This is a genomic window from Tianweitania sp. (genome assembly GCF_032053605.1).
In the GTDB taxonomy this organism is placed as follows: Bacteria; Pseudomonadota; Alphaproteobacteria; order Rhizobiales; family Rhizobiaceae; genus Tianweitania.
Genome location: NZ_DAMBUH010000047.1, coordinates 1 through 23,014 on the forward strand (window position 1 = coordinate 1; position 23,014 = coordinate 23,014).

The following is a 23,014-nucleotide window of genomic DNA, read 5'->3' on the forward strand; positions in this document are numbered from 1 at the left end:
GTCGATTGATGTTTCGCCGGCACGGAAGCGGGCTTCCACGGCGTCGGCTGCGTTGCGGATCAGGTCGTCCAGGCGCGTGGTGGCATCGCCGATCGCGGCTTCCACGCGGTCGGTCGCGCCGCCCAGCGAAGAGCCCAGTGCGACTTCGCCGGAGCGGAACTGCGTTTCCACGGTGGTGGCGGCTTCGCGCACCAGATCGGACAGACGGGTCGACGCGTCACCGAGCGTAGCCTGCAGATGCGCAGTGGAGTCGGCCAGAGCGTCTTCGATAGCCGAACGCGTGGTGTCGGTAGCGGAAGACATGGCTGCGCGGGCGTCGCCCAGCGACAGATCGATGCGGGTGCGCGCTTCTTCCAGCTTGCGCAGATCCTCGTCCAGGTTGGCGGAAAGGTCGTCGCGCGTTGCAGCCAGACGGCCGCTGAAGTCTGCGGCGCGCGTTTCCAGCATGGACGAGGTGGACAGAACGAGGTCGGCCATTTCGGAGCCGATGCGCGCCTTGCCTTCGTCGATGACGGTGATGAGGTCCTGCTTGCCGGTCGCAAACGTGCCGGCGATGTCGCGGGTACGCGCCATCAGCGTCTCGTTGATGCTGCGAGCGCGGGCTTCCAGCGCGGTGTTGAGCCGCTCCGCATTGCCATCCAGCGCTTCGGCGCGGCTTTCAAACGCACCGATCAGCGACTGGCCGCGTTCAGCCAGCGTCTTCTCGATGCCGCCGAGCTTGAGTTCGAATTCTTCGCTGAGCGCACGCGTCGCGCCGCCCAACAACGAGACGATCCCGCCGGTGCGCTCGTCGAGCATTTCGGCCAGCGCGCGGTTGGCGCCATCGGTCTTCTCGCCCAAGGTTGCGATGCGGGTGTCGAGCAGGCCCGCAAAGGCTTCGCCGGAGGTCGTGATGCGTTCGGAGATGGTGTCCAGACGGCTGTCGATCGCCGACTTCACCTGCTCGCCGCGATCGTTGAAGTTTGCAAGAAGCGCGTCGCCGGACTCGTTCAGCGTGGCGGCCAAACGGGTCGAGGCGTTTTGGATGTTGCCGCTGATCACGGCGCCGGCCTGGCCGAGCTCCTCCTTCAGCTGCTCATGCGCGCCTGAAATGGAGGCACGCACGCGCTCGGCATGGCTGACCACGGCTTCGCGCTCGGCGCCAAGACCATCCACCAGCGAGCGGATGCGCATCTCGTTTTCGGAATAAGCGCGCTCTAGTTCGTTGACCTCGGTATGAACCAGCGTTTCCAGTTCGACGGCGCGGGCAAGCGTGCGCTCGATGCCTTCGCCCATGGCGGACACTTCGCGACGGATGGCTTGACCCACCATCATCACGCGGTCCTGCGCGATGGTTTCCGGCTCAGCCAGACGGCGAGCCACTTCGGAGATCGACTGTGCGGCAATCCGCATTTCCTGAGCGCGACGCGTCATCACCGCGAAAGCCCAGAACAGCATCACGGGCAGAACGGTGCCGGCGGCCAAGCCGATCACGGATGGATTTGCCAGGATTTCCGGATAGCTCGCCGGCTGCCAGATCTGCGGACCGTAAAGCGCGTTTGCGAGAAGTGCCCCGCCGCCGACCCAGGCGGTGGACAGGATGGTGGCGCCCCAATAACCAGCGCGGGAAGGGCGGCGCTCGGCTGCGCGTTCGACGGCACTGCTGGCCGATTTGAAGCGGTCGTTGGCAGGAGCAAAGACCGGTGCCGGGGCAGGTGCGGGGTCAGCGGTGCGCGACAGGGGAGCTGCGGCTGGCTCGACATTTGCAGCTTCGATCTTAGCCGCTGGTTGAGGCTTCGGCTGCGGTGCCGAGCGTGGCTCAACGAGGGGGGCTGCTGCAACCGGGGCTGCTGCTGCGGCTGCCTGGGGAGCGACAGGTTCTGCAGCGGCGTGTGCGCCGGAATAAAGCAGGGCGTCGTCGAGATCGAGCGTATCGTCTTCAGTGGCGCCGGCGATCGGGTCGAACTGCATGGAAGCATCGGAGCGGGGCTGCTCGATCGCAACAGGCTGTTCAACCACCGGGGTCTCAGCAACAGGCTGATGATCGCCGCGACCTTCGCGGGCCAGTTCTTCAGCGGCCTGGGAAATCTGCAGCTCGAGATCTTCCATGGAGGAGTCCATGTCGAGATCGCCGGTCAGGTCCAGTGCCAGTGCTTCTTCCAATTCCCGGCTGACATCCTGGTCATCGATGGCAGGATCAGGCTTGCGGCTGGAATTCACTTTAAGAGCCATGTGACGCTACCCCGTACGCTGTTCGAAGTGGCCTGCGCCATTAAACGGCCACAGGAGTCCTTCGTATCCAAGCTCGTATCGTACTGGCACAGTCGGCCAATGAAAACCGACAACGCGCGGAATGTGTAAAAGTTTAAATACAAGGTTAACGACGGCCAAGCCAATCGTGCAGTTTTCAGTGTTTCCGGGCAAGTTGTCGTTAACGCGCGGACCTAAGGCCTTCTGACGGCCTGTGGATGAACGGGGTGGAGAGATTAAAGCATCATGAAAATGGTGGAAGGCGCAGCAGCCATTGCTGCCGAACACGAGCCTTTAGCGGCAAATGATTCCAGTGCGGCGTCCGGTGAACGCCCGATCGATCTGCATTATCTCGCAGGCCAGACAATGGGCGATCGCGAGCTGCAAGGCGAGGTCTTGGGGTTATTTCGGCAGCAGGCAAGAACGGTTGCGGAGGGGATCGAACGTGCCTCCGAGGATGACCGCAAGCAGCTGGCTCATGGCCTTCGAGGCTCAGCGGCGGGGATCGGCGCTGCGGCGATCGCCCGCTGTGCGGCCGAAGTCGAACACGATCCGACCTCACGCGAAAAGATCGCGCACCTGCTCCGCCTGATCGATGAGGCGCTCGCCTTTATTGATGAACTCGCTTCCTGAACGCCACCAGGGGCAAGGGTGCGGCCATAAATACGTTGACTTGGATTAGGCAGGACTTATCTCCGCCTTGGCCTCAATCCCCGGGATTTCTACCATGACTGCACTCACGATGGTCGCCTTTGACGGCACGCGTTTCGATCTTCAGGTCGCTGATGGCACGACGGTCATGGAAGCCGCACTGCGCAACAACGTGCCGGGCATCGAGGCGGAGTGCGGCGGCGCCTGCGCTTGCGCGACCTGCCACGTTTATGTCGACGAGGCGTTCACCGCGCTGGTTGGCGAGCCCGAGGCGATGGAAGAGGACATGCTCGACTTCGCTTATGATGTCCGGCCAAACTCTCGCTTGTCGTGCCAGATCAAGGTCAGGGCCGAACTCGAAGGCCTGATCATCCATGTGCCTGAACGACAGGGCTGAGCGCAGCCTGTTGGTTCCTGGCAGCGCTAGAGACCGGCGCTACATGCGCTCCATGCGATATTTCAGCAGGCGCAGGATCCGGCTTTCAAAGTTGATGCCTTCGATCCGGTCGAACCGGGTTTGCTCGCGGTCGTGTTTGGCCAAAATTCTATCCGTTACCTGCTTCACCCGGCTTTGCGCGGCCTGACAGGTTGGGAAGCGGCCAAGTCCACGCAGAGCATCTTCCAGCTCACGCGCATGGTTCTTGGCGATGCCGACATGGCTTTCCTCATGCCGCTTAATGTCGGCCGAAAGCGTGTTCCAGATGAGCCGCGTATCCTGATCGGCACGGCGCGGTGCGCGCCACCGTGGCAGGATGACCTTGGCTTTCACGGTGACAGTCGCCTTCGCAACCGTGCATTTGCCGCCTTGTTCGGCGTAGCCAACGCGTGAGGTAAACTCCATCTGCGTCGCGCCGGGGTGGCGGCGTCCGGTGTTCTTCATCTGCGGCCCGCGCTTGTTGAGCTCGCCTTCCAGCTCTTCGAGGGTCCGGCCGCCGATGTTGAAGTAGCTGTAGGTTTTCACGACGGACGCCGCATGCGCCGGCAAAACGACGGTGGCGGCGATCAATGCCGTCAGAACAAGACGTTGGGACAGCCGTTTCATGGCAAAGCTCCGTTGGGCCTCAACCATGCCCATGCTCACCTTAACAGCGAATGAGGATGAAAGGTGGCGCGCCGAACCATCTCCCGACATTGCAAACAAACCGCAGCCGCCGCATAGCGAGTAAATGAGCGTGACAACCAACCAGACCCGCCTTTGGCGCCTTGCCCATGGCCGCAGCCTCGAACTGGGGTCACAGGCGCAGCTCATGGGCGTGTTGAACGTCACTCCGGACAGTTTCTCCGATGGCGGTCAATATACGAGCCTTGATGCCATTCTTCGCCAAGCCGAACGGCTTGTGGAAGAGGGTGCTTCGATCATCGATGTGGGCGGCGAGTCGACGCGGCCTGGATCAGCCCCGGTAACACCGGAGGAAGAGCGCAGCCGAGTTGTTCCCGCCATCAAGGCCATCGCTGAGCGGTTCGATGTCCTTCTTTCCATCGACACTTATCGCGCGGAAACGGCGCAAGCTGCGGTGGATGCCGGCGCGCATATCGTCAATGATGTCTGGGGCTTGCAGCGGGAGTCTGACCTAGCTGCAGTCGCCGCGCAGAGCGGCGCTGGCTTGGTCATCATGCATACCAATCGCGGCGGCCGCCAAATCTTGCCGGATGTGATCGGGGATCACATTGGCTTCCTTCAGCGCTCGCTAAGAATTGCCCATGAAGCTGGCGTAACGAACGAGCAGATCGTGCTCGATCCCGGCTTCGGCTTCGGCAAGGAAACGCTGGCGATGAACTTATCGCTGATGCGGCGGGCGGCCGAGTTGAAGGCGCTCGGCTTCCCGCTACTGGTCGGCACCTCGCGCAAGCGCTTTCTCGGCACGATCACCGGCCGCGAGCCCGCAGAGCGCGACGCGGCAACGGCTGCTACAAGCGTTATTCTACGAATGGCGGGCGCCGTCCTTTTTCGCGTGCATGATGTCGCAATGAACAGGGATGCCCTTGCCGTTGTGGATGCTATGCTTCAAGCCGAACCCCGACTTTAAGAGCGACGTTCCATGTACGTGATCCGAATGAAGAACTGCGCCTTCTTTGCCCGCCATGGGGTGATGGAGGAAGAAGAGCGGCTGGGTCAGCGCTTTTATGTCGATGCTGTCATGACCGTGGATGCGGCGGATGCCGTGGCGGCGGATGAAATCCAGGGCACGGTCGACTACGGTGTCGCCTTCACGGTGATCGAGGAGATCATCACCGGCGCGCGGCGGTTCCTGATCGAAGCGCTTGCGCTGGAAGTGGCGCAAAAGCTTTGCGCGCGCTTTCCGCAGATCGCCAAGGTCGAGATCACCGTTCGCAAGCCCAATGCGCCGGTTCCCGGTGTGCTGGATTATGTCGAGGCAACAATCGCCTGGCCGCAAGGCTGATCGCCGTGCATCGTGCCTTTATCGGGCTGGGGGGCAATCTCGGCGATCCGCAGGCTGCCATGCGTGACGCTCTGCATCGGCTGGATGAAAGCGCCGAGGTCAGCGTTGTCGCCGTGTCATCGCTTTATCGCACGCCACCTTGGGGAAAGCTCGACCAGCCGGACTTCTTGAATGCCGTGGCAGAGCTTTGCACGACGCTCGAACCGCGCGCTCTTTTGGACTTGTGCCTGGCCACCGAAAGCCAGCTAAAGCGCGTACGGGCGGAGCGGTGGGGTCCGCGCGTCATCGACATGGATGTTTTGTGGTTCGACGACCGCAGCGTGAAGGAGCCCGGCTTGCAGGTGCCGCATCCGCGCATGAGCGAGCGGGCCTTCGTAATGGTGCCTCTCGCTGAAATTGCGCCGGACCTGTCGATAGCCGAGGGATCGGCTGCGGACGTTGCCGCTGGCTTGGACAAAAGCGGCATCACGGTCGCCGCTTCAGGTGAGAGCTGGGCGCGGTAACGCCCAGCGAACAGACGCTGGCGCTTAGTTCTTGGCGATGGCGCCGACGGCGGTCATGTCGATGCGCTTCAGGCTCATGCCGATCACTGGCACCATCTCTTCGTTCACGCGAACGGAAATGGTGACGTTCATCGTTTCCGGATCAGCCAGGCGGGCGAGCATCGCGCCGCGAAGCTGGGCGCGGTGCAGACCGAAGACCGCCTTGTCGCCGGTGACATTGCCGGACGTCACGTTGAGGCCCTTGCCTTCAGCGCCATCGAGGAAGGTGCCGAAATAGGTCTTTCCGTTCTTTTCGAAGCGGGCCGACATCACCTGCGTGAACATGCCGACGCGGCAGCTGCCATCGAGCGCCATGCCGACCTTCTGGGCGTGGCTGGAGCCTGTGAAGTTGCAGTTGAACTTCGTGCCCTTGTACTTGCCGGCTACGACTTCGCCCGCGCCGGACCACTCGCCCTGTACGCCTTCGAAGAATTGCTTGTCCTGATCGGCTGCGAAAACAGGCGAAGCGAACGTGGAAGCGAGCACGGCAACAGCAGCCGCAGCAGAAAGTACAGTGCGTTTCATCAAAGGGCTACCAGACGGGACACGAGGGCTGGAAAACTGAATTTGACCATGCCTTCGAATGGTTAATGCTTCGTAGCGCTCGTGTCGACTCGGCGCTTTGATCGAGTCACGCAGGGGCACTGTCGCCTTCACTTCGACGCGCGCGGGCAAAGGCGGAGAGCGCAGCCAAGAAGTCGCCGATACCGGGCCGGCGCACGGCGTTAAAGGGAAGCGGACGCGCCGTTTCCATGGCCGCAAGCCCGATGCGAGCCGTCATCATGCCGTTGACGACGCCTTCCCCAAGCCTTGCAGAAAGGCGTGCCGCAAGTCCCTGACCAACCAACTGATGCACCAGACTGTCACCAAACGCGACCGTACCGGTAACCGCCAAATGGGCCAGCACGTCGCGTGCAATGCGGATAAAACCGAGCGTACCCGGCCTGCCGCCATAAAGGTCGGCAATGCGCCGGATCAAACGTCCTGCTTCGAAGATCACGTAGGCCAGATCCACCAGCGCGCGTGGGCTCACGGCCGTGACCAGCGACACGCGCTTGGCGGCATCGAGAATCATGATCTGCGCACGCTGATCGAGCGGCGTGAGAAGTTCGGTTTCGGCCAGGCGCATCAGGTCGGCGCCATCGATCACATCATCGCGCAGATCGTTCAGCATGCGCCGTCCGGCTGCGGTTTCGGGCTTCGCCGACAGGAACGAGCTGAGATCCTGCACCAGAGCCCGTGCGCCCTTGGTGTCATTGTTGGCGATCACGGCTGTACCCCGGCTGCGGAACACTTCCATGGATTTAAGCCGCCGCAGGGCAATGACTTCTCGCAAGAGGATCGCCAGCAACGCCAAAGCGGCGATGCCTGCCAGAGCAGCGGCAAGCCAGCCCAGCCATTCGGTGCGGGCAAACAGATCGCGGATGATGCTCTCGGCCCAAAGCCCGACAGCCAGCGACACGAAGGCGCCGAACGCGGACAGGAAGATCGCCGCCAAAGGCGAGCGGCGCCGCCTTGCTGTGGCCGGTGGAGGCGGTGCGGTTACAACGTCTGGTTCGTCGAAGATGTCGCGTTCCGCAGCGCGCACCGCAGACGTGTCAACGATCGCGCGCGGACGACGCGGCGCTGCATCCACATGCAAGGGCGCTTCAGGCTCGGCGGTGATGGGAAACGAAGCGGGGCGGCGCGGCGTTTCGGTCATGCGAGTTGATCCCCCAGCAGGAACTGCAAGGCGCGGTCGAGACGGATATGGGGCAGGGACAGCGTCATGCCGGCCGTGTTGCGCTCAAGCCTTGGAGGGCGGAAACGCACGAAGCGGATCGGATGAGAATTCGAATCAGCGTCTTGAAAGATCGAATCCGGTTTCGCCGGCAAGTCACCGGGAAATATGGCTGTTTCCGTTTTTCCATCGAACCGCTCGCCGTCGATCGTTTCACCGGCCAGTGGTGTTCCCATGATGACCGGCAATGCGTCCGACCCATCGCCGACCGTGCCTTCACGGGTCGCGCGCACGGCGGCCATGGCAACGACATCGACTGCTGCACCGGAGAAATCAGCGCGCGCAATAGCCCGGTCAGAAATACGCCGAACGATCGCCTGAAGCCGGTCATGGCTTTCATGATGAATGTGATCGGCCTTTGTCGCAGCGATCAAGATACGGTCGATGCGGCGCGAAAACAGGTCGGTCAGCAGATTGCCGCGTCCCTGGCGAAAGCAGTTCAGGATCTCGGTCAGCGCCCGTTCCAGATCGGCAACCGCCTCACTACCGGCGTTCATGGCCTGCATGGCATCAACCAACACGATCTGGCGATCCAGCCGCGTGACATGCTCGCGGAAGAACGGCTTCACCACATGCGACTTGTAAGCCTCATAGCGTCTCGCCATCATCGCATGCAGCGAGCCTGATCTCGGCCTTACATCGTTGAGATTGGGCAGAGGTGCGAAGGTCAGAGCCGGCGAGCCCTCGAGATCGCCCGGCATGAGAAAGCGCCCCGGCGGCAGCGTGGACAAAGCCCGGCTGTCATCCTTGCCCGCCTTCAAATAGGCGGTGAAGCTCTCGGCAAGCGAGCGTGCCGTCATCTCGTCGGCATCGGCATTCGGATCGACGGTCGCCGCGCGTGCGCGCCACTCCTGAGATAGCCCGGCACGGACGGGAAAAGCGGCAAGTTCGAACACATCTCGGGAGAATTCCGCGTAGGTCTTGCCCAAAAGCGGCAAATCGAGCAGCCATTCTCCCGGATAATCCACGATGTCGATCGACAAACGACCGCGCGAGAACATGCGGTTCCAGCCTGATGCCGACTCGTATTCGACGGTCAGACGAAGCTCGGAAATCGCCCGGGTCGAGTCCGGCCAAATCCGATCGTAGATCAGCGCGCGGATGTGATCTTCATACTGGAAGCGCGGAACCGCGTCGTCGGGCTGTTCTTCCAGAAAGGCGCGCGCAATGCGGCCGGACTTTTGCGCCTCAAACAGCGGCAGACGGCCGCCATGCAGGAGATTGTGCACCAGCGCGGAAATGAACACGGTCTTGCCCGCACGCGACAGGCCAGTCACACCGATCCGCAGCGTTGGATTGACGAGATTGCTGGCGCGGCCAGTCAGTGTGTCGAGCGCAATCCGCGCTTCATCGGTCAGACTGGTGATTGAAGATGCCACGCCCGGCTCCGTGAAAGTCCGAGCCGCATATAGAGAGTCCGGCTTCCTTTTAAATGCTAGCGGCCTTCGGGCTTGAGGATTTCGATGAGGCGGCCTGTTCCAGGCTGGATGTTCGCGATGTCATCCTCGAAGTCGATCACGGCAAGGCCAGCAGTAGGAAAGCCTGACCGGCGAAGTTGCTCGGCATGGGGATCGTCATGCGACGCGAGCGCCAGCGTCACATCCTCAATCATCGGATTGTGCCCGACCAGCATCAGCGATTGTCCCGCACCCGATGCCTGGATGATCTGAACGTAGCCGGAGGCGTCGGCGCTATACAGATCCTCGATCAGCCTTGTCGGCGGTACAGATGAAAGCTCTGCACTGCAGCCGTCCCATGTCTGCTGGGCACGCGTTGCCGTTGAGCAAAGCACCAGGTCGGGCATCCAGTTCCGCTCGGCCATGTCGCGGCCGACCGCGGACGCATCGTCCTGTCCAATTGGTTCAAGCGGACGATCAAAGTCGCGCATGCCGGGAGAGGCAAAACGGGCCTTGGCGTGACGCAGAAGATAAAGCCGGCTAGCGATGATCTACCCCTTTAGTCGTAGGACTTGCTTGAGAAAGCCTGCATATACTGGCCGCTATACAGCTTCTTTGTGTCCATCATTTCTTGTTCTGATGACAGTCAGTTTGCTGCTGAAACAGGCACAGCTTCCTTTCGGACGCAAGGAGCGCTCCGGTAAGTCATTGATCCTCTTGCGCTTATAGCAAAGATTAACTTTTGCGTGTCGCTGCCACAAGCCGCTTGTGCGGGGTATTCTCCCGAAATATATAGGCGCCGGGTTCAATGTTGTGGGGTGAGTCTTATGAACGCGCTCGTGATTGACGAATATGTACCCTCCGAAGACGAGCCGTTTATGAATGATCGGCAGCGCTCGTACTTCCGCGCCAAGCTCGTGGCTTGGAAGAACGACATTCTTCGTGAAGCGCGCGAGACGCTGGAAATTCTCCAGCGAGAGAATGCCAACCACCCCGATTTTGCCGATCGTGCTTCTTCGGAAACCGATCGTTCGATCGAGCTGCGCGCGCGTGACCGTCAGCGCAAGCTGATCTCCAAGATCGATGCGGCGCTCTTCCGTTTGGACGAAGGCACCTATGGCTTCTGTGAGGAAACAGGTGAGCCGATTTCTTTGAAGCGCCTCGATGCGCGGCCGATCGCGACTTTGTCGATCGAAGCCCAGGAACGCCATGAGCGCCGCGAAAAGGTCTATCGGGACGACTAAGGCACCTCGTCTCCAAAAACATCAAAAAGGCGCTTCCGAGGGAAGCGCCTTTTCTGTTTCACCGCTTTGGTTCGGTGTCGAAGCCGCTTAGCAGTCGATTCATCTCGTCTTCCAGCGCGCTGTCATCGTCATCGCGCCGCTGGGTAGCAACAGGCGCAGGTGTACGGGGCGCAACGTCCAAGGTTGGCTCAGACCGGACGGACACTGGTGGTGCTGCAAAATCGCGCTGCACCGACGGAGCTATCGGAGGTGCAACCGGTCGTTCCACTGCCGGTGAGACAGGTGGCGTGTAAGGCGCTTCCGGTGCAGGCTGCGCTACAGTAGGTGCAGGCTCCGGATAGGCTTGCTGCGGCACTTGCTGACGCGGAGCGGGTTGCGGCTGCACAGCAGGAGCTGCCGCACGTTGTTGAGGGGCAGGCGCAGGCCGTTCAACCGCACGCGGTGCAGGGGCTGGTGGTGGAGCGACGGGCAGATCGTGAACGTCGCGCGTGGACCGGGTAACCGGCGCAGCTTGATGGGCTACCGGGGCGAAAGCGTCCGGCTCGCCATGGGCGCGCGTTGGCGCGTAGGGCCGGATATTCTGCTCGACGACCACATCCGTCGGACCGCCGATCAGGATGAGGTGCTCTACCTCGTCGCGACGTACCAGAACCAGACGACGATTGGCGTCCACGGCGGTGGCGTCCATCACAGCCAGCCGAGCCTTGCGGTTGCGGCCGCCCATCACGAAGGTGCCGGAAGACAGGCCGCGCAACAGGCGCAGCACGATCAACAAGACGATCAGCGCGACAATGGCGATGATCGTCCACATGGCGGCAGGCGCATATTCCGGGCCGACAATCGACTCAAACCAGGCGAGCAAAGTCAGCCTCCTTGCATTCTTGTTCTGTGACCTGTGGCACAGTAACCACGCACAATCCTTTCCAGCAAGCTAGGCGGAGCCCCTGCCTTTACAAGATGGGGCGGACCTTTCCGCTGCGCCTGGAATGTGATTCAAACGGCCAAGCAGGGAATCGGGCGAAAACGCATGGCCAAAGATCAGAAGGAAACGGTTTCGACCGCGCCGATCGTGGATCAAAACACGCGGCCGGGAACCGTAACGCGGCTGCTGATCTTCATCGGCGTTCTGGTGGTCGCCGCCTTCATCTTCACGATCTTCCGCGATCGTCTCGGCGATCCGTTCATGCTCGGCATGCTCGGCATGCTGGCGATGATCGGCGTCGGCTATCTTTTCGCCACGGCGATCGGCTTCGTTCAGATCGCGCCGCGTTCCAGCACCGATGATCTGTCCAAGGCTTTCGTCGACACGATGGGGCAGGGCCTGCTGGTTACCGATGCCAAGAACCGCGTCCTTTACGCCAACCGCTCCTATGCCGATATGACTGGCACAACCTCGGCTGCCGACATCAAGACGGTCGAGGGCATGCTGTCGGACCTGCCTGAAGCATCGGAAACGATCTACCGGCTCGCGTCCGGTTTGCGGAAAGGGCGCGGTAGCGACGGTGAATTCCGGCTTCCTCAGGCGATTCAGCCGGGTGCGGAAGCCGGCGCGCATTGGTATCGCGTGGTTGCACGGCCCTTCCGCATGCCCGGTGAACGCCAGCCCGTCAATGCCTGGCAGATCGCCGACATTTCGGAAGAACGCGCCGAGCAGGAGCGCTTCTTCCTCGATCTGCAAAAAGCCATCGACCACCTCGACCATGCCCCAGCCGGCTTCTTTGCCGCCGACCCGGATGGCCGCGTCACTTATATCAACGCGACCCTGGCGGAGTGGTTGGGCGTCGACCTCGCCAACTTCACGCCAGGCTCCGTCACGCTGCGCGAGATCGTGGCCGGCGACGGCATGGCGCTGATCCGCTCGGTCAAAGCCGATCCCGGCACGACGCGCAACGCGGTGATCGATCTCGATCTCGCCACCACATCCGGCGAAGCGCTGCCCGTTCGCTTCATGCACCGTGTGTCGGCGACCCGCGACGGTGTGCCGGCCGCCTCGCGCACTATCGTCCTCAACCGCACGGAAGGCGAAGATTCGTCTGCCGACCTGCGTGCTTCCGAAGTCCGCTTCACTCGCTTCTTCAATTCGACGCCGATGGCCATTGCCGGCGTAGACGCGCAGGGCCGCATCCTGCGCACCAACGCACCGTTCCTGTCGCTGTTCTCGACGGTGGTGGACCGCGACGCGATCGACCGCCGCGTTCGGCTGGACTCCGTGATCCACGATCGCGACCGCCCGGCCTTCCATGCGGCATTGGAAAAAGCCCGCCAGCGGCAGGCCGATATTGCACCGATCGACACCGTGCTGCCCAACAATGAAGAGCGGCACATGCGTGTTTACGTCAACGCCGTGGCCGATCTGAGCGACAGCGAAGGCGCTGAAGAAGCGGCAATCGTTTATGTCGTGGAAACGACCGAGCAGAAGGCCCTCGAAAATCAGATGGCGCAGAGCCAGAAGATGCAGGCCGTCGGTCAGCTTGCGGGCGGCATCGCGCATGACTTCAACAACGTTCTGACCGCCATCATCATGGCGTCCGATCTGCTTCTAACCAACCACCGTCCGTCCGATCCTTCCTTCCCGGACATCATGAACATCAAGCAGAATGCCAATCGCGCGGCCTCGCTCGTGCGCCAGCTTCTGGCTTTCTCGCGCAAGCAGACGCTGAGGCCGCAGGTGCTGAACCTCACCGACGTGCTGGCCGATCTGCGCATGCTGCTGGCGCGTCTCGTCGGCAACAAGATCAAGCTCCAGATCGATCACGGTCGTGATTTGTGGCCGGTACGGGCGGATATCGGCCAGTTCGAACAGGTCATCGTCAACCTCGTGGTCAATGCGCGCGATGCCATGCCCGGGGGGGGCGGTTTGACGGTGCGCACGCTCAATGTCGCCACCGAGGAAAGCAGCCGCTACGGCTATCGCGAACTTCCCGAAGCCGACTACGTCGTGGTCGAGGTGCAAGACAGCGGCAGCGGCATCGCGCCGGAGGTCATGAAGAAGATCTTCGAGCCGTTCTTCACGACGAAGGGCGTGGGCGAGGGCACCGGGCTCGGCCTGTCGATGGTGTACGGCATCATCAAGCAAACCGGCGGTTATATCTTCTGCGACTCGGAAGTCGGCAGTGGCGCCACGTTCCGGATCTTCCTGCCACGCCACATCGTTGAAGTGTCTGCCGCCAGCGAGACGCGGCCGGCCGAAGCCGTGGAAACGCCGGCGGTCCCGACGCCTGCCGCGTCGGCTTCACAGGACTTATCGGGATCGGCGACCGTGCTTCTGGTGGAAGACGAAGATGCCGTACGCATGGGTGGCGTGCGCGTTCTGACCTCGCGTGGCTACACCGTTCATGAAGCCTCGTCGGGTGTCGAAGCGCTGGAAATCTTCGAGGAGCTGGACGGCAAGATCGACATTGTCGTGTCGGATGTGGTGATGCCGGAAATGGACGGACCGACCTTGCTCGGCGAGTTGCGCCAGCGCCAGCCCGATATCAAATTCATTTTCGTATCCGGTTATGCAGAAGATGCTTTCGCCAAAAATCTGCCGGCCGACGCTCAGTTCGGCTTTCTGCCAAAGCCTTTCTCGCTGAAGCAGCTCGCATCAACGGTCAAAGACGTTCTGGAAGGCGGTAACGGCAAGGTTTAATGGCGGGAACACGTCCAGCTGCATGGACCGATGATACCGGTTGATTCAATTCCGGTACGTTTCTGAAACGGAAAAGTAAGCTGCCGAGCTTTACAGCACTCTGCAATTTCAGGTTGTATTGAGTGCGTGGTGAGGAACTCTCGAAACAACACCGGCTTGGCAGAACGCGATGCGTCGTCTCAGGCTTATCATGTAAAGCTAAAGCCGCGAGACGGATCGTTGAACGTCAGCCTTTTGGCCAAGCTTCTTCTACAAAAAGCGCGAGCGCTTGTTTCATCAAGGCGCAACTCTTCGCCAACTCAGACCCGCGCATTTAGCCCGCCGGCAGCTTCTACTGAGTACAAGACAGCGTTCATGGCGTTCCACGAGGAGGATGATGAACGTCCAACACGAGGATGAACGATCATCCCGGAACAAGCCTCGGTCTCCCGCGTTTTGAAGACGATCAAAGCTGGAGGTTTAGCCATGGTCGCCGAAGACACCAACAAGAGCCCTGCCGCCGAATCGCCGGCGGTGAAATCGCTCCAGAAAGAGCAGGCGGATAAAGCGCGAGACAAGAAGGACGGCAAGCTCGAGGACAGCCTCGAAGACACTTTCCCGGCCAGCGATCCTGTTTCAATGACAAATCCGACCAAGCCAGGCGCGCCGGAAGAGTAGACCGGCAGGCTCGATCCACCTTTTGCCTTATTTTGTGCTATGAGCGACCGGCCAACCAAAGCCGGTCGCTTTGGTGTTTGTGAGGGAAAGGGGATTGCCTTGCGCTTGATCGTAGCCACCACCGTCGCCGGAGCGTTGCTTCTCGGCGCATGCACCACGGATCCTTACACGGGTGAGCAAAAGATTTCGAACACCGCCGGGGGTGCGGCACTTGGTGCTGGCATCGGTGCACTGGGCGGCATGTTGGCCGGCGGCAATGATCGCCGCAATGCTCTGATCGGCGCAGGCGTGGGTGCCTTGGCCGGTGGTGCCGTTGGCGTTTACATGGATCGGCAGGAAGCCGAGCTGCGTGCTCAGTTGCAGGGTTCGGGCGTATCGGTCAGCCGCCAGGGCGACCGCATCGTGCTGAACATGCCGTCCAACATCACCTTCGCCACCGATCAGGATTCGGTCATGCCGGGCTTCTACGGCACGCTGAACGCGGTCGGACTTGTGCTGAAGAAGTACAACCAGACCATCGTCGATGTGAACGGTCATACGGACTCCACTGGCAGCGACAGCCACAACTATGCCTTGTCTCAGCGTCGTGCGAGCTCGGTCGCGGATTACCTGGGTGCACAGGGCGTTGACCCCCGTCGCTTCGCAGTCAACGGCTATGGTGAAACGCAGCCGATCGCATCCAATGCCAACGAGTCCGGCCGTGCACAGAACCGGCGCGTGGAAATCTACCTGACGCCGATCACCTGAGGACTTCTAATTTGTGAGCCGAAAGGCCCCCGGCAACTTAAGAGCCGTGCAGAGTGATCTGCGCGGCTTTTTCATAAACGGCTTGCCACAGAATCGCTCCTTCTGCGTAGATCCGCTTGGGCGTCCCGAGGGTTGGATCGCTGTGGGACGGGCACCGCCAACCATCCTTTATACACAAGCATTTGGCAAGCTGGAACAAACCAGATACAATTGAACAAATTCCATTTGCAAGCAGTGACTTAAAGGCTCTTGCAATATGAGAACAAAAGAAGTACGTACGAACTAGTCCAAAAAAGCCGGTCGAACCTCATTTTCGACCAAGATTCACGACCAAGGGGTGTTGTATCATGGCGCAGAACTCGTTGCGGCTAGTTGAGGAAAGCTCGGTGGACAAAACAAAAGCTCTGGATGCGGCGCTCTCGCAAATCGAGCGCGCATTCGGCAAAGGCTCGATCATGCGGCTCGGCAAGAACGAGCAGGTGGTGGAGATCGAAACGGTTTCAACCGGCTCGCTCAGCCTCGATATTGCGCTAGGCGTCGGTGGCTTGCCGAAGGGTCGTATCGTCGAGATTTATGGCCCGGAAAGCTCGGGCAAGACCACGATGGCGCTGCATACCGTAGCCGAAGCCCAGAAGAAGGGTGGCGTCTGCGCCTTCGTGGATGCCGAGCATGCTCTGGATCCGGTCTATGCCCGCAAGCTCGGCGTCGATCTTGAGAACCTTCTGATCTCGCAGCCCGATACGGGTGAGCAGGCCTTGGAGATCTGTGACACGCTGGTGCGCTCGGGTGCCATCGACGTGCTGGTGGTCGACTCGGTGGCGGCGCTGACGCCGCGTGCTGAAATCGAAGGCGAGATGGGCGATTCGTTGCCCGGCTTGCAGGCGCGCCTGATGAGCCAGGCTCTGCGCAAGCTGACGGCTTCGATCTCGCGCTCGAACACGATGGTCATCTTCATCAACCAGATCCGTATGAAGATCGGTGTGATGTTCGGGTCGCCGGAAACCACCACCGGCGGCAATGCACTCAAGTTCTATGCGTCGGTGCGTCTGGATATTCGCCGCATTGGTTCGGTCAAGGACCGCGATGAAGTCGTGGGCAATCAGACCCGCGTTAAGGTGGTCAAGAACAAGCTTGCTCCGCCCTTCAAGCAGGTTGAATTCGACATCATGTATGGCGAAGGCGTTTCCAAGACCGGCGAGTTGGTTGATCTCGGCGTGAAGGCTGGTGTTGTCGAGAAGTCGGGTGCCTGGTTCTCCTACAATTCGCAGCGGCTGGGACAGGGGCGTGAAAATGCCAAGATCTTCTTGCGCGATCATCCGGACGTCATGAACGAGATCGAGAAGACGCTGCGCCAGAACGCAGGCCTGATCGCCGAGAAGTTCCTGGAGAACGGCGGCCCAGGCGGGCTCGACGGCGATGATGATGGTGATCGGGCTGCGGAAGCCTGATTTGAAGGCGCCGGAGCGATCCGGCGCCTTTTCTTTGACCGGTCGGCGGCGCTGCATCAAGGCCGGTTGCGATGTGCAAAGCCTGCCTGGGTATGGTGCGGCGTCGTTCTGGACACCTGCCGTCGCTTGACGCTAAAAGGCCGGTTCCTTGGCCGCCCTGCGGCACCTCTTCACGAAGGCCTGAGCATGAGTGGCGTCAACGAGATCCGATCGGCTTTTCTCGATTATTTCCAGGCAAATGGGCATCAGCCTGTTGCGTCGAGCCCGCTGGTGCCACGCAACGATCCGACATTGATGTTCACCAATGCCGGCATGGTTCAGTTCAAGAACGTCTTTACAGGCCTGGAACAGCGTCCATATAGCCGCGCCGCAACCTCGCAGAAATGCGTGCGCGCTGGCGGCAAGCACAACGATCTCGACAATGTCGGTTATACCGCACGGCATCACACCTTCTTCGAGATGCTCGGCAACTTCTCGTTCGGTGACTATTTCAAGGAACAGGCGATCGAACTTGCCTGGAACCTGATCACCAAGGAATTTGGCCTCGCCAAGGACAAGCTGGTCGTCACGGTTTATCACACCGATGACGAAGCGGCGACGTTCTGGCGCAAGATTGCCGGTCTGCCGGAAGACCGCATCATCCGCATCGCGACATCAGACAATTTCTGGGCGATGGGCGATACGGGTCCGTGCGGCCCTTGCTCCGAGATCTTCTATGACCACGGTCCGGAAATCGCCGGTGGCCCTCCCGGCAGCCCTGATGAGGATGGCGACCGTTTCATCGAGATCTGGAATCTCGTTTTCATGCAGTTCGAGCAACTGACGAAGGAAGAGCGCGTGCCTTTGCCGCGCCCATCCATCGATACCGGCATGGGGCTTGAGCGCATCGCAGCCGTGCTTCAGGGCAAGCACGATAATTACGACATTGACCTGTTCCAGGCGCTGATCCGCGCCTCGGAAGAAGCGACGGGCGTTAAGGCGGAGGGCAAGAACCGCGCGAGCCATCGGGTCATCGCCGACCACCTGCGGGCATCCAGCTTCCTGATTGCCGATGGCGTTTTGCCGTCCAACGAGGGGCGCGGTTATGTGCTGCGTCGCATCATGCGCCGCGCCATGCGCCACGCGCAGCTGCTCGGCGCACGCGATCCGTTGCTGTGGCGCCTAGTCCCGGCCTTGGTGCGCGAGATGGGTCAGGCCTATCCCGAGCTCGTTCGCGGCCAGCCGCTGATTACGGAAACGCTGAAGCTCGAAGAAACCCGCTTCCGTACCACGTTGGCGCGCGGGCTCACCTTGCTGTCGGATGCAACGTCTTCCTTGCAGGAAGGCGACAGCCTCAATGGCGAAACCGCGTTCAAGCTTTACGACACGTACGGCTTCCCGCTCGATCTAACGCAGGATGCCCTGCGCCAGCGCGGCATTACTGTCGATCTCGCCAGCTTCAATACGGCCATGGAACGTCAGAAAGCCGAGGCTCGCGCCAACTGGGCAGGTTCCGGCGAGGCAGCGACCGAAACCGTTTGGTTTGCAGTGCGCGACCGGGTCGGCGGCACTGAGTTCCTGGGCTATGACACCGAACAGTCCGAGGGTGTTATAACGGCGCTGGTCAAGGACGGCGACGAGGTTGAGCATGCTGCGGTTGGAGACACTGTTTCTGTCGTCACCAATCAGACGCCCTTCTATGGCGAGTCCGGCGGCCAGATGGGTGATACGGGTACGCTATCCGGCGAAGGTTTCCAGCTGGAGATCAGCGACACCCAGAAGAAGGCCGATGGGGTTTTCGTTCATCAAGCGAAAGTTGTGTCGGGCAACCTGAAGGTCGGTGCTCCTGTCGAGATGAAAGTGGATCATGCCCGCCGCGCCAAGTTGCGGGCCAACCATTCCGCGACTCATCTCGTCCACGAAGCCTTGCGTGAAGTGCTTGGCACACATGTCGCTCAAAAGGGTTCGCTTGTTGCGCCCGAACGGCTGCGGTTCGACTTCTCGCATCCGAAAGGCATCTCGGATGCCGAGTTGGAGGAAGTGGAGCGGATGGCCAATGCCATCGTGGTCCAGAACAGTCCGGTCACGACGCGCTTGATGGCCGTTGATGATGCCATTGCCGAGGGCGCAATGGCTCTCTTTGGCGAGAAGTACGGTGATGAAGTCCGTGTCGTGTCGATGGGCACGGCGATCGAGGGCGACAAGGCCGGCAAGTCCTATTCGACCGAGCTTTGCGGTGGCACCCACGTTTCGGCGACTGGCGATATTGGTCTGGTTCGCCTCGTGAATGAAGGCGCGGTCGCTTCGGGCGTCCGCCGTATCGAGGCCGTGACAGGCGAGGCGGCTCGGCGTCATCTTGATGAGCAGGATCGTCGCTTGAAGGCCGTCGCCGCGACCCTGAAGGTCGCGCCGGCTGATGCGGTTGCCCGCGTCGAAGCCCTGGTCGAGGAGCGCCGTAAGCTGGAGCGCGAACTCAACGATGCCCGCCGCAAGCTGGCACTCGGTGGCGGAGGCGCAGGTGGCAGCAGTGAAGCCGAGCAGGTTGCCGGCCTGTCCTTTGTTGGTCGGACAGTCACAGGTGTGTCGCCGAAGGATTTGAAGCCGCTTGCCGACGAAGCAAAGCAGCAGGTCGGTTCAGGCGTCGTCGTCTTCATCGGCGTGGCCGAAGACGGCAAAGCCAGCGCGGTTGTTGGTGTCACGCAGGATATGACGAGCCGCATCAGCGCGGTTGATCTCGTACGGGTGGCTTCGGCGGCTCTGGGCGGGCAGGGCGGCGGCGGACGGCCGGATATGGCGCAAGCTGGCGGACCGGATGGAAGCCAGGCCGATGCAGCCATAGCGGCGGTCAAGTCAGCCCTCGCAGCTTAACAAAAAGGCCGGCTATCCAAGCCGGCCTTTTTCATTCCGCCACGTGCGGTTTTCGTCAGTCCTTGTAGACCTCGTAAGCTGCAACCGTGGCAGCGTCGTCCTTCAGAACGAGCTTCACTCCGTCGAGAGAGAAGCGCTCGATCGGCACGATGATGTCGTCCCTGTCGCCATATCCGGCCTGATCATCGAAATCGACAACCAAGGCTGTGGCCGTCGCGCGATCGGCGCCGATGACGTCCTCGATCTCGCCAATCTTCTGGCCAGCCGCGTTATGAACGTCCATGTCTTCAAGGCGATCAGCGTCGACATTGAACGGTGCAACCATGGTCTTGTCGTCGACCTCGACCCAGGTGCTGGTTTGAGCCGAAGCCACGTTGGACAGGCTTGCAAGCGCGGCTGCGGCAAGAACGAGGGACATAGACTTCATGGTGCGATCTCCTTTCAAGTGGAGCCTCCCATATGGGTCGACTTCGCTCCGTTTCAGCCCCTGGCCCGCTCACAGCCACGTTATGACGCGGCAAGCCGTTCGATCGATGCAATCTGCTGGACGAATGGCCTTGCACTGTGCGAGCCAGATATCTGCTTAGTGGTTCTGGGGTCCTGATGGCGCCTGCAAATGTTGACGCTGCTGCTTTTGTTGTAGCTGGCACCGCCGTTTTGTCCCTGCGTGACCAGATGCGGCTCATGCTTCGTGCCTTCTGGCACTCGGCAGCGCGTACGCGCATCCTCCTGCTGACGGGTGCCTTGCTGAGCGTCATCCTGCTCACCGTCTTCGCGCAGCTTGAACTTAACCGCTGGAACGTCCCCTTCTACAATGCGCTGGAACGGCGCAGCCTGCCGGATTTCGTAAAGCAGCTGCAGGTCTTCTTCGCCATTGTCGCGGTTCTTCTGGTGCTCAATGTCGGTCAATCCTGGCTCAACCAGATGATGGCGCTCAGTTTGCGCGAAGGGCTGACAAATGATCTTGTCGATCAGTGGTTGCGGCGCAAACGGGCTATCCGCCTCGCGTCCTCAAGTCCATTCGGCGTCAATCCTGATCAGCGCCTGCATGAGGATGCGCGCAATCTGTCCGATATGAGCACATCGCTTTCGATCGGCATGGTTCAGGCAACGATCCTCTTGGTCAGCTTCGTCGGCGTCTTGTGGAACACATCCGGTGATCTTGTTCTTCCCCTTGGCGGGTACCGGATTGCCATTCCCGGCTATATGGTCTGGGCTGCCGTCGTTTATGCCGGCACAGCGTCCGTTCTCACCAGTGTAGTGGGGCGCCGGTTGGTCGGACTGAACGAGTCGCGGTCTGCGCGGGAAGCCGATCTGCGCGCGATCTTGATGCGAACAAGCGAAAGCCTTGCCGTCATCTCGATTGCTGACGGACAGGAGCGCGAGCGGCGCCGGATCGGCGAACGGATCGTTTCGCTGCTGCGTGTGTTTCGCGAACTTGCATGGGCGCAGACGCGGCTGACCTGGGTTTCCTCAGGTTTCGGTTGGCTCGCGCAAATCGTACCGCTTGTTGTCGCCGCACCGGCCTATTTTTCGGGTGCCTTGTCCTTTGGCGGCCTGATGATGGCCGCCGGCGCGTTCAGCCAGGTCAATGCAGCGTTGCAATGGTACGTCACGAACTTCGGCATGATTTCGAACTGGCGGGCGACGCTGATGCGCGTGAGCACCTTCCGGCAGGCGCTGAATGAAATGGACATCTCCGCATCGTCGAAGGCGTGCATCGCCTACCGGGTCGGAGCAAAATCAACGTTTTCCATCAACGGCTTCAGGGCCACTGTCGATCCTCAGGCTGCCTATTCAGCATCCTTGCGGCTGGAGACAGACAGCCTTGATATTGCGTTGGGTGAGCGCCTGATGATCGCGTCGTCCTCCGGACAGGAACAGCGCATTTTCTTTCATGCCTTGTCCGGTGACTGGCCTTGGGGTCGCGGCGAAGTCGTTTATCCTGAAAGCCGCGATTTGCGGTTCGTGGCGCGGGCAGGGCAACTCCCGGCGGGGACGCTTGCTGAACTGCTCTGCTATCCACATGCACCGGCAGACTTCGGGCGAGACGGTTTGCTTGATGCCTTGCAGGAGGTGGGGCTTGGTCGCTTGCAGAACGCGCTGGATACATCTTCGGCCTGGAGCCAAGTGCTGGATCGCGAGGATCAGACCCGTCTCGCTTTTGCGAGCCTTCTGATCCTGCGTCCGCGCTTTATCATCTTCGACGATGTTTTTGAGGATCTGGATGACGACGCGTGCGATGCGTTGACTGCCTTTCTGGAAAGAATGGCCGATCGCACGCTGATCTATGTCGGCCAGTCCGAGCTGTTCCGGACGGTGTTTGATCCGAAGGTCATCAAACTTGAGCGGACTGAAGAAACGGTTGCCGTATAACAGGCAACGACAACAATTGCTTAGCTGCTCTTTGCCTCCTGAGCAGCTTTGATCAGCGCATCGTCCAGTTCGGCGGCCTTCTTGTAGGCGGGGCGGTTTTTCAAGCTCTCGACGTAGCTGACGAAGGCGGGACGGGGTTCGATGGAGTTGAAGCCGAGGCCCCAGGCGATGTGGGAGCCGACATAGACGTCGGCGGCGGTGAAGCGGTTTCCGGCTATGTATTGCTTGCCGGAAATGGCTGTTTCGAGCGTGTTGATGACGTCTTCCAACGAGCCGTAGCCGACCATTCCTCGTTTATCATCAGGCACTTGCACGCTGAGCGCTCGGTTGGTGACGGCGGCTTCGAGGGGGCCGGCGGCGAAGAAAAGCCAGCGGTAGTAATCGGCGCGTTGGCTGATTTCAGGTGCCAGATCGGCTTGGGGGAAGGCGTCGGCGAGATAGGCGCAGATGGCGGCGCATTCGGTGACGATCTGGCCGTTATGGACGATCGTTGGCACCTTGCCCATCGGGTTCACGCTGCGATATTCGCCTTTCATATCAACACCATAGCCGAGGATCTCGGTGTCGTAGGGCTGCCCGACTTCTTCGAGCATCCAGCGGATGATGCGGCCGCGGGACATGGGATTGGTGTAGAATTTGATGGCTGCGGTCATCCGGTTTTTCCCTCTAAAAGCGCCAGATTTCCGGAAGATCGAGCCCGTTTCTTCCGGAAATGGCAACAAAAATTCCGGAAATGCAGCCCAAAATGCCGAAAAGGCGCGGTGGGAACCGCGCCTTTTCAAGAAGTGAAGATGGAGGGGCTTAAGCGCCCATCGCCTTCTGGAGATTCTCGTCGATCTTGTCGAGGAAGCCGGTGGTCGACAACCAAGGCTGGTCCGGACCGATCAGCAGGGACAGGTCCTTCGTCATGTGACCGCTCTCGACGGTCTGCACGCAAACCTTCTCAAGCGTGTCGGCGAACTTGGCGAGTTCGGCATTGTCGTCGAGCTTTGCGCGGTGAGCGAGGCCACGGGTCCAGGCGAAGATCGAGGCGATGGAGTTGGTGGAGGTCTCCTGACCCTTC

General features: G+C 60.8%; 21 protein-coding genes and 1 pseudogene. 12 read left to right on the top strand and 10 right to left on the bottom strand.

Annotated features, from left to right (window positions below):
- Positions 1–2,211: pseudogene (locus RTX98_RS12020) on the bottom strand (hypothetical protein); the annotation flags it as partial.
- A gap of 264 nt (positions 2,212–2,475) precedes the next feature.
- Between RTX98_RS12020 and RTX98_RS12025 the strand changes: the two are divergent.
- Positions 2,476–2,862: an Hpt domain-containing protein gene (locus RTX98_RS12025; protein ID WP_312796820.1), complete on the top strand. Its 387-nt coding sequence runs from the start codon at positions 2,476–2,478 to the stop codon at positions 2,860–2,862.
- 94 nt (positions 2,863–2,956) lie between these two features.
- Positions 2,957–3,277 carry a 2Fe-2S iron-sulfur cluster-binding protein gene (locus RTX98_RS12030; RefSeq protein WP_189502402.1) on the top strand — a complete coding sequence of 107 codons (321 nt, stop codon included), beginning with the start codon at positions 2,957–2,959 and terminating at the stop codon, positions 3,275–3,277.
- 39 nt (positions 3,278–3,316) lie between these two features.
- Here the strand turns inward: RTX98_RS12030 and RTX98_RS12035 are convergent, their stop codons facing one another.
- Positions 3,317–3,922: a DUF922 domain-containing Zn-dependent protease gene (locus RTX98_RS12035; protein WP_312796823.1), complete on the bottom strand. Its 606-nt coding sequence runs from the start codon at positions 3,920–3,922 to the stop codon at positions 3,317–3,319.
- 124 nt (positions 3,923–4,046) lie between these two features.
- Here RTX98_RS12035 and folP point away from each other — a divergent pair, with 124 nt between their 5' ends.
- From folP to folK, 3 genes are read left to right on the top strand one after another with little or no spacing between them, the layout of a single operon-like run.
- The gene (gene folP, locus RTX98_RS12040; protein ID WP_312796824.1) at positions 4,047–4,907 is read left to right on the top strand and encodes a dihydropteroate synthase; all 861 of its coding nucleotides are present in this window, start codon (positions 4,047–4,049) and stop codon (positions 4,905–4,907) included.
- 12 nt (positions 4,908–4,919) lie between these two features.
- Positions 4,920–5,282 (top strand): dihydroneopterin aldolase, encoded by a 363-nt coding sequence (folB, locus tag RTX98_RS12045; protein WP_189502396.1) that lies wholly within the window; start codon positions 4,920–4,922, stop codon positions 5,280–5,282.
- On the top strand, positions 5,279–5,785 hold the full coding sequence (folK, locus tag RTX98_RS12050) for a 2-amino-4-hydroxy-6-hydroxymethyldihydropteridine diphosphokinase (protein WP_312796847.1): 507 nt from the start codon (positions 5,279–5,281) through the stop codon (positions 5,783–5,785). The genes folB and folK overlap by 4 nt, the downstream gene beginning before the upstream one ends.
- Before the next feature lie 24 nt (positions 5,786–5,809).
- Here the strand turns inward: folK and RTX98_RS12055 are convergent, their stop codons facing one another.
- From RTX98_RS12055 to RTX98_RS12070, 4 genes are all read right to left on the bottom strand, one after another.
- Positions 5,810–6,349 carry a hypothetical protein gene (locus RTX98_RS12055; RefSeq protein ID WP_312796825.1) on the bottom strand — a complete coding sequence of 180 codons (540 nt, stop codon included), beginning with the start codon at positions 6,347–6,349 and terminating at the stop codon, positions 5,810–5,812.
- Between the two features lie 106 nt (positions 6,350–6,455).
- Complete coding sequence (locus tag RTX98_RS12060; RefSeq protein WP_312796826.1) at positions 6,456–7,526, bottom strand: TIGR01620 family protein; 1,071 nt, start codon at positions 7,524–7,526, stop codon at positions 6,456–6,458.
- Positions 7,523–8,983, bottom strand: a complete 1,461-nt coding sequence (locus RTX98_RS12065; RefSeq protein WP_312796827.1) for a YcjX family protein — start codon at positions 8,981–8,983, stop codon at positions 7,523–7,525. The genes RTX98_RS12060 and RTX98_RS12065 overlap by 4 nt, the downstream gene beginning before the upstream one ends.
- Positions 8,984–9,039: 56 nt before the next feature.
- The gene (locus tag RTX98_RS12070; protein WP_312796848.1) at positions 9,040–9,552 is read right to left on the bottom strand and encodes a histidine phosphatase family protein; all 513 of its coding nucleotides are present in this window, start codon (positions 9,550–9,552) and stop codon (positions 9,040–9,042) included.
- Between the two features lie 276 nt (positions 9,553–9,828).
- Here RTX98_RS12070 and dksA point away from each other — a divergent pair, with 276 nt between their 5' ends.
- On the top strand, positions 9,829–10,245 hold the full coding sequence (dksA, locus tag RTX98_RS12075; protein ID WP_189502390.1) for an RNA polymerase-binding protein DksA: 417 nt from the start codon (positions 9,829–9,831) through the stop codon (positions 10,243–10,245).
- 58 nt (positions 10,246–10,303) lie between these two features.
- On the opposite strand, the gene RTX98_RS12080 is transcribed toward dksA, so the two are convergent.
- Positions 10,304–11,107, bottom strand: coding sequence for a flagellar biosynthetic protein FliO (locus RTX98_RS12080; RefSeq protein ID WP_312796828.1), 804 nt, complete (start codon positions 11,105–11,107; stop codon positions 10,304–10,306).
- Positions 11,108–11,272: 165 nt separating this feature from the next.
- Here RTX98_RS12080 and cckA point away from each other — a divergent pair, with 165 nt between their 5' ends.
- The 5 genes from cckA (at position 11,273) to alaS (ending at position 19,575) form a co-directional block, all read left to right on the top strand.
- A complete protein-coding gene (gene cckA, locus RTX98_RS12085) occupies positions 11,273–13,876 on the top strand; it encodes a cell cycle histidine kinase CckA (RefSeq protein WP_312796829.1) in 2,604 nt (867 codons plus the stop codon).
- Positions 13,877–14,341: 465 nt separating this feature from the next.
- Positions 14,342–14,533, top strand: a complete 192-nt coding sequence (locus RTX98_RS12090; RefSeq protein WP_312796830.1) for a hypothetical protein — start codon at positions 14,342–14,344, stop codon at positions 14,531–14,533.
- A 39-nt stretch (positions 14,534–14,572) separates the two neighbouring features.
- Positions 14,573–15,280 carry an OmpA family protein gene (locus RTX98_RS12095; protein ID WP_416223115.1) on the top strand — a complete coding sequence of 236 codons (708 nt, stop codon included), beginning with the start codon at positions 14,573–14,575 and terminating at the stop codon, positions 15,278–15,280.
- A 347-nt stretch (positions 15,281–15,627) separates the two neighbouring features.
- Positions 15,628–16,728 carry a recombinase RecA gene (gene recA, locus RTX98_RS12100; protein ID WP_312796834.1) on the top strand — a complete coding sequence of 367 codons (1,101 nt, stop codon included), beginning with the start codon at positions 15,628–15,630 and terminating at the stop codon, positions 16,726–16,728.
- A gap of 186 nt (positions 16,729–16,914) precedes the next feature.
- The gene (alaS, locus tag RTX98_RS12105; RefSeq protein ID WP_312796836.1) at positions 16,915–19,575 is read left to right on the top strand and encodes an alanine--tRNA ligase; all 2,661 of its coding nucleotides are present in this window, start codon (positions 16,915–16,917) and stop codon (positions 19,573–19,575) included.
- A 55-nt stretch (positions 19,576–19,630) separates the two neighbouring features.
- Here alaS and RTX98_RS12110 read toward each other — a convergent pair whose 3' ends face one another.
- On the bottom strand, positions 19,631–20,002 hold the full coding sequence (locus tag RTX98_RS12110) for a PRC-barrel domain-containing protein (protein WP_312796838.1): 372 nt from the start codon (positions 20,000–20,002) through the stop codon (positions 19,631–19,633).
- 176 nt (positions 20,003–20,178) lie between these two features.
- On the opposite strand from RTX98_RS12110, the gene RTX98_RS12115 reads away from it, so the two are divergent.
- A complete protein-coding gene (locus RTX98_RS12115; RefSeq protein WP_312796839.1) occupies positions 20,179–21,951 on the top strand; it encodes an ABC transporter ATP-binding protein/permease in 1,773 nt (590 codons plus the stop codon).
- Positions 21,952–21,971: 20 nt separating this feature from the next.
- Here RTX98_RS12115 and RTX98_RS12120 read toward each other — a convergent pair whose 3' ends face one another.
- Entirely contained in the window at positions 21,972–22,604 is a 633-nt protein-coding gene (locus tag RTX98_RS12120; RefSeq protein ID WP_312796841.1) for a glutathione S-transferase family protein, read from the bottom strand.
- A 148-nt stretch (positions 22,605–22,752) separates the two neighbouring features.
- The coding region (locus RTX98_RS12125; protein WP_312796843.1) for an isocitrate/isopropylmalate family dehydrogenase at positions 22,753–23,014 on the bottom strand (262 nt) is incomplete at its 5' end.